The organism is Streptomyces gobitricini (assembly GCF_039532985.1).
In the GTDB taxonomy this organism is placed as follows: Bacteria; Actinomycetota; Actinomycetes; order Streptomycetales; family Streptomycetaceae; genus Streptomyces; species Streptomyces gobitricini.
Map to the genome: position 1 here is coordinate 83736 of NZ_BAAASR010000035.1, position 6779 is coordinate 90514.

At 76.9% G+C, this 6779-nt stretch carries 2 protein-coding genes; both read left to right on the plus strand.

Annotated elements, in window-relative coordinates; translation table 11 throughout:
• Positions 1–2625, plus strand: a 2625-nt coding sequence (locus tag ABD347_RS26740; RefSeq protein ID WP_344365961.1) for an SDR family NAD(P)-dependent oxidoreductase, incomplete at its 5' end; no start/stop codon positions are given.
• 242 nt (positions 2626–2867) lie between these two features.
• On the plus strand, positions 2868–6779 hold a 3912-nt coding region (locus ABD347_RS26745), incomplete at its 3' end, for a beta-ketoacyl synthase N-terminal-like domain-containing protein (protein ID WP_344365964.1).

Consider the following 6779-nt stretch of genomic DNA (forward strand, 5'->3'; position numbering starts at 1 on the left):
GTCGCCGACGCCTGCGCCGGCGCCGGAGGTTCGGGCGAGGACCTCGCCGACGTGCTGCGCACGGTGATCGCGGACCTGACGGGTTATCCGGAGGACATCCTCACGCCCGACATGGCCCTGGAGGCCGACCTGGGAATCGACTCGATCAAGCGCGTGCAGATTCTCGCCGCCCTGCGCAAGCGGCTGCCCCGGCTGGCGGAGGTGGAGGTCTCCGATGTCGCCGCCCTGCGCACGCTGGGCGACATCATCGAGCGCCTGGGCGAGGCCGACGCCGAGGCCGCGACCGGGGGCGAGATGTCCTTAGAGGGCCAGGCCGGCGGGCCCGCCCCACCCCGGCTGCTGCGTCTCGTCCCGGCCGTCCGGCAGGCGGATCCGCCCGGCCTCGCCCTGCCCCACCTGCACACGCGGGTACTCATCACCGACGACGGGGGCGGGGTGGCCGCCGCGCTGGCCGCCGAGCTCGGCGCCCGCGGCGTCACCGCGGAAGTCGTCACGCGGGTGCCCGGCGCGGGCACGGCCCCGGACGCCGGATGCGTCGTCCTCCTGCAAGCCCTGCGCGCGTACGACACCCCGAGCGACGGCTCCGGCCCGCTCCACCAGGAACTGGTGGGGTCGCTGCGGGAACTCGCCGGCCGGATGTCCGGTACGGCGGGCGGGTCCGTCGTCGTCGTGCACGACGCCGGCGGTGACTTCGGCTCGACCGGCCGCCAAGGCGAACGGGCCTATCTGAACGGCGCGGCCGCCCTGGCCCGCACGGCCGCCCGGGAATGGCCGCACGCCGTCGTCAAGGCCGTCGACTGCCAACGCGGCGACCGGCCGCCCGCCGAGGTGGCCCGCTCGCTGGCGGAGGAACTGCTCACCGGTGGCGGCGATCCCGACGTGGCGCTCGCCGAGGACGGCACCCGCTACGTGCACGGCTACGAGAGCGCGCCGGCCGCGGCGGCCGACGTCCCGTCACGAGTGGGCCCCGGCTCCTTCCTCGTCGTCACCGGAGGCGGTCGCGGCATCACCGCCGACTGTCTGCTGGCGCTGGCCGGCCGGACACCGGGGCTGCGTCTGCTGCTGCTGGGCCGCACCCCGCTCACCGAGGAACCGCCCGAGGCGGCCCGGGCCACCGACGTCGCCTCGATGACCCGCGCCCTGATGGACCGGGACCGGGCCGACGGCACCATCCGGGCCCCGGCGGAGGTGCGCGCGGCAGCCCGGCGGTACCTGGCGGCCCGCGAGGTCCGCGACACCGTGCGCGGGCTGGAGCGGGCCGGGGCGAGCGTGCGCTACGCCGCCGTGGACGCGCGGGACTCCGCGGCCGTGCGGGCCTGCCTGAAGGAGGCCCGCACGGTGTGGGGACCGGTCACCGGTCTGGTGCACGCGGCCGGGGTGATCGCCGACAAGCCCCTCGCCGGGAAAACGCCCGAACAGGTCGAGGCGGTCTTCTCCACGAAGATCGACAGCCTGCGGAGCCTGCTGGAGGCGACGGCCGACGACCCGCTCGACGCCATCTGCCTCTTCTCCTCCGTCAGCGCGGCGGCGGGGAACCCGGGCCAGGCCGACTACGCGGCGGCCAACGCCGTCCTGGACCACCTCGCCGTGGTCCTGGCCGGGCGGCGGCCCCAGGCCCGCGTCGTCTCGCTCGCCTGGGGGGCCTGGCGCGGTGGCATGGTCACCCCCGAGCTCCAGGAGCACTTCGAACGGCAGGGCACCGCCCTGATCGCTCCGGAGGCCGGTGCGGCGGCCTTCGCCGAGGAGCTGACCACGGGGACGGGCCCGCCCAGGATCCTGCTGGTCCCGGACACGGCCGGCCTGACGTCCTGGCGCACCGGTGCCGGCGCGGCCACCGCACCGGTGGCCCGGGGGGCCGTACGCGCGGGCGGCGAGAGCCATCCGGAGCTGGCCGACCACGCCATCGCCGGACGCGTGGTGCTCCCCGTGGCCACCGCCGTGGAGTGGCTGGCCCGTGCCGTGCCCGTGGGAGCGGGCGGCGACCGGCCGTTCGCGCTGCACGACGTACGGGTCCGGGGCACCGTCGCCCTGGAGCGGTTCCCGTACGACGAGTGGCTGACCGTCCACGCGGCGGACGGCTCCGCCGCGGACGGCCACCGGCTGGAGCTGCGGGCCGGCGGGCGGGCCCGGTTCACGGCGGTGGCGCCGCTGCGGCCACCGGCCGCGGTACCGCGGGCCGCCGCACGGGGCACGGACCCGCTCCCGGCTCCCTGCCCCTCCTTGCAGTACGGAGGGGAGGCGCACTTCCACGGCCCGCTCTTCCGGGTCGTCGAGGACCTGCGGGGGTGCGACAGCAGCGGGGCGTACGGCACGGTGCGCGGTCTGCGCCTGATGGGGTGGCCGGAGAACCGCCGGTGGCGCACCGATCCGGCCCTCGTCGACGGCGCCATGCAACTGGCGGTGGTGTGGGGGGAGCACGTGACCGGCAGGGCCACCCTGCCCATGGCCGTGGAACGGTGCGAGTTCCACCGGCCTGGACCCGCCGGGCACGCCCCCGTGACGTGCCGGGTCACCCCGCGGTCCGCCGACGCGCTCGACGCGGTCTGCGACGCGCTGCTGCTCGACGAGGACGGCGGCGTGCGGGCGGCGCTGTACGGCATTCACCTGGTCGTACGGCCCAGCTGACCGCTCCTCCGCCGGGACGTGCTCCCGACCCTCCGCGTCCCGGCCACCGGTGGGGGCTGCCCCCGCGGCCCCCACCGGCCCCCACCGGCCCTCACCACGGCCCCTCCTCCGGGCCCCTCCTCCCGGCTTCCGCCCGCTCGCCCTCTGCCTGGGCGCCTTCTGCCCTGCCCGCCTTCTCGCCCGCTCCGCGTTCTCGTCGTCTCGTCCCCTCCTCGTCTCCGCCTTCGGACCAAGGACCCCACATGACCTTTCCCCCCATCGCCCTGGTCGGCCACGGGTGCGTGCTGCCCGGCGCGCTGGACCCTGGCGCGCTCTGGGACACCGTCGTCACCGGCAGGACGGCACTGGCCCCCGTACCCGCGGACCGCTGGGGCGTCGACCCGGCAGCCGTGCGCTCGACGCGGCCCTCGTGCCCCGACCGCACGTGCAGCGACGTGGGCGGCCACGTGCGGGATTTCGACTCCGTCTTCCGGCCGCGCGACCTGGGCTGGAACGCGGTGGACGCCGCCCGCCTCGACCCGGTGTTCCGGTGGACGCTGCACGCGGTGGGCGCGGCACTGGACACCGTGCCCGACGCCCGCCACAGCACCAGGACCGGGCTGGTGATGGGCAACCTCACCTACCCCACCTTCTCGCTGGCCCGTTCGGCGCTGCGGCAATGGCGCACCGGCCGCGCCTTCCCGCCGAACGGGCGGGACTCCTCGGCCGACCCGCTCAACCGGTTCTCCTTCGGCCACCCGGCGGTCCTCGCCGGGCGCCTGCTCGGGCTCGGCGCCGGCACTCTGACCCTCGACGGCGCCTGCGCCTCCTCGCTCTACGCCCTGAAGATCGCGTGCGACCGCCTCCACGACGGCACGGCCGACGTCATGGTGGCGGGCGGCGTCAGCGGAGCCGACAACCTCTTCATCCACATGGGCTTCACGGCACTCGGCGCACTGAGCCCCCAGGGACGCAGCCTCCCCCTGGACCGGCGCGCCGACGGACTCGTCCCGGCCGAGGGCGCGGCCTTCGTGGCCCTGATGCGCCTGTCCGAGGCGCTGGCACGGGACGTACCGGTGCTGGCGGTCGTGCGCGGCATCGCCTGGACGAACAACGGCCGACGCGGCGGGCTCCTCGCCCCCGACGAGGACGCCCAGGAACGCGCCATCCGCGAGGCGTACCGGCAGGCCGGGCTGGCCCCCTCGGACGTCGGACTGCTGGAGTGCCACGCCACCGGCACGCCCCTGGGCGACACCGTGGAACTGCGCAGTAGCGCCCGGGTGTTCGCGGACGCACGTCACCTGCCGATCGGTGCGGCCAAGGCCAACTTCGGCCACACCCTGTCCGCGTCGGGCGCGGTGGGTCTGCTGAAACTGGTGGCGGCGCTGCGGGCGGCGGTGATCCCCCCGGTGACGGGGATCGAGGAACCGGTGCCGGCGCTCGCGTCCGGCCCGTTCCGGCTGCCGCGACGGGCGGAGGAGTGGACGGGGCGCAGGGTCGCCGGGCTCAGCGCCTTCGGGTTCGGCGGCAGCAACGCCCACCTCGTCGTCGAGGCCGGGCCCGACGGGACGCAGGGCACCGTCCGCCCACCGGCCGCCGTGCCGCCGCCCCGGCCGCCCCTGCCCCCGCTCGCACCGGCGGGCGAGGCCGGCGCACCGTCCGCCGCGTCCGGCCGGCGGGCGGACATGCCGGACCTCCCTGCGGACCTGGCGCCGGCGACCGGCACGGCCGGGGGCCCGGAGCGGGACGGCCACGGCGAGGACGTGGTCGTCGTCGGGCTGGGCGTGCGGGTGGGGAGCGGCACGTGTGTGGCGGACTTCGTGCGTGACGTCACCGGCGGCCCGCGGACCACGGGCGCCACCGACCACGTCCGGCTCGCCCTGGACGGCCTGCACTTCCCTCCGGCCGACTTCGCGGACGCCCACCCGCAGCAGCCGATGCTGATGGCCGCGTGCCAGGAGGCGGTGGCGGGGGTGCGGCTGCCCGGGGAGCGGACCATGGTCGTGGTGGGCACCGAGAGCACTCCCGACTCGGCCCGCTTCCAGACCCGCTGGCGCCCGCCGCCCACCGTCCGGCAGGGCGCCCGCGACGGTGCACCGGAGCCGTCGAGCGAGCCCCTCACCGCGAACGCCGTCGTCCGTCACATGGGCGCCGCCGTCGCCAATCAGATCAACGTCGCCCTGGACCTCACCGGGCCCGGCTTCGCCCTGTCCGAACGGGAGACGTCCGGACTCGCCGCGCTGCGGCTGGCGGTGCGCGCGATCCGCGCGGGTGAGAGCGACGCGGCCGTCGTGGGCGCGGTCGCCACCGCGGACGAGGACGTGCACCGGGCCGCGCTGGCCGCCCTCGGCCGGCCGGAGAACCCGGTCGACGCGGCGGTCGTGATCGCCGTCAAGCGGGCCGGCCTCGCCGAGCGGGACGGGGACCGGGTACTGGCCGTCCTCCCCGCCGCGCCGGCCGGACCCGACGAACCGGCGCCCCGGCTGCTGGTCGGCGATGTGCCGGCCACCCAGGAGGAGTCCGTCACCACGGTGGACACCGCCGCGCTGCTCGGCCACGCGGACTGCGCGCACGGCATGGTCTCGGTGGCACTGGCCGTGGCCGCCCTCAGCCGGGCGCTGCTGCCGCGGCCCCCCGGGCCCGCCGCGCCATGGCTGGGCGAACGCGCCGCCGAGGTGGTCGTGCGGCCCGCCGACTCCGTCGTCACCGACCGCCTGCGCCTGCGGGCCGGTCCGGGGGCACCCCGGGCCCACCTCACCGAACCGCCGCCGCGCCTGCATGTGTACTCCGGCGCCGACAGCGCCTCCGTGACCGCCGCCGCCCGCTCCTACCAGGAGGACCCCCGCGGTCCCGCCCGCCTGGTGGTGCAGGCCCGTGGCACGACCGAACTGCGTGAACGGACCGAGGCCGCGGTGCGCTGGCTGCGGAGCGGCGGGCCGCGTCCCGCCGGTGTGCACCACGGCGCGCGCCCGCTCGAGCAGGGCACGGTGGCGTTCGTGTACACGGGCGGGGCGGCGACGTACCACGGGATGGGCCGTGCTCTGGCGCAGGCCTGCCCGGAGGTGCTGCACACGCTCGCCGAGCGCTGCGGCCCGCTGGACCACCTGGTGCAGTGGCTGTACGAACAGCCCGCGGCCGGTGAGGAGCCGACGGCCATGCAGCGCATCTGGGCGTCGTCCATGCTCAGCCGGCTGCACACCTCGGTCAGCCGGGACACCCTCGGGCTGCGCCCGCACAGCGTCATCGGCTACTCCTCGGGCGCGGCGAGCGCGCTGATCTCGCTGGACTACTGGCGGCAACTGCGCCCCCTGGTCGCGGACGCCGTCGCCGACCCGCTGTTCAACGGGCTGCTGACCGGTCCCTGCGACGCCGTACGCGCCGCCTGGCGCAGGTCCGGTGTGCCCGGCAGCCGCTGGGCGGCGCACCTGGTGGGCGCGGATCCGGCGAAGGTGGCCGAGGTGCTCGCCGGCGAACCGGCGGTGCACCTGACGGCCGTCAACAGCCCGAGCTGCTGCACCGTCGGCGGCGAGGAGAGTGCCTGCGAGCGGGTCCTGGCCGCTGTGCGGCCGGACTACGCGTTCCGGCTGGAGTACGACATCGCCATCCACGCGCCAGAGGTCGCCGAGGTCGCCGACCGCTGGCGGAAGTTCCACCACCGCCAGACCACCGCGCTGCCGGGCGTGCGCTTCTACGACTGCGCCACCGGCGGCTGGCAGTACCCGACGGACGACGGCATCGCGCGAGCGCTGACCGCGCAGGCGACCGGCACGGTGGACTTCGCCGGTGCGGTGCGGCAGGCGTACGCGGACGGGGTCCGGGTGTTCGTGGAGCACGGGCCCAAGCAGCTGTGCACGAACTGGATCAGCGAGACCCTGGCGGGCCGGGAGCACCTGGCCGTCGCGCTGGACTCCGCCCCCGACCGGTCGGTGCACCACCTCTTCGACGTGGCGGCACGCCTGGCGGCGGCCGGAGTCGCCGTGGACCACGAGGCCCTGACCCTGCGGTTCACCCCCGCGCCCTCCCACCTGGCCGAGGCCGCCCGTACGGTCACCGTCGCCACCTGCCTGCCGCGTACCCCCCGGCCCGCGGAAGCCGCGGAAGCCTCGGCCGCCGGCGCGGCGAGGGGCCGCGCGGCGGCCGGCGGCGCGGCGACGGGCGGCGGCTCCGGTCGTGCC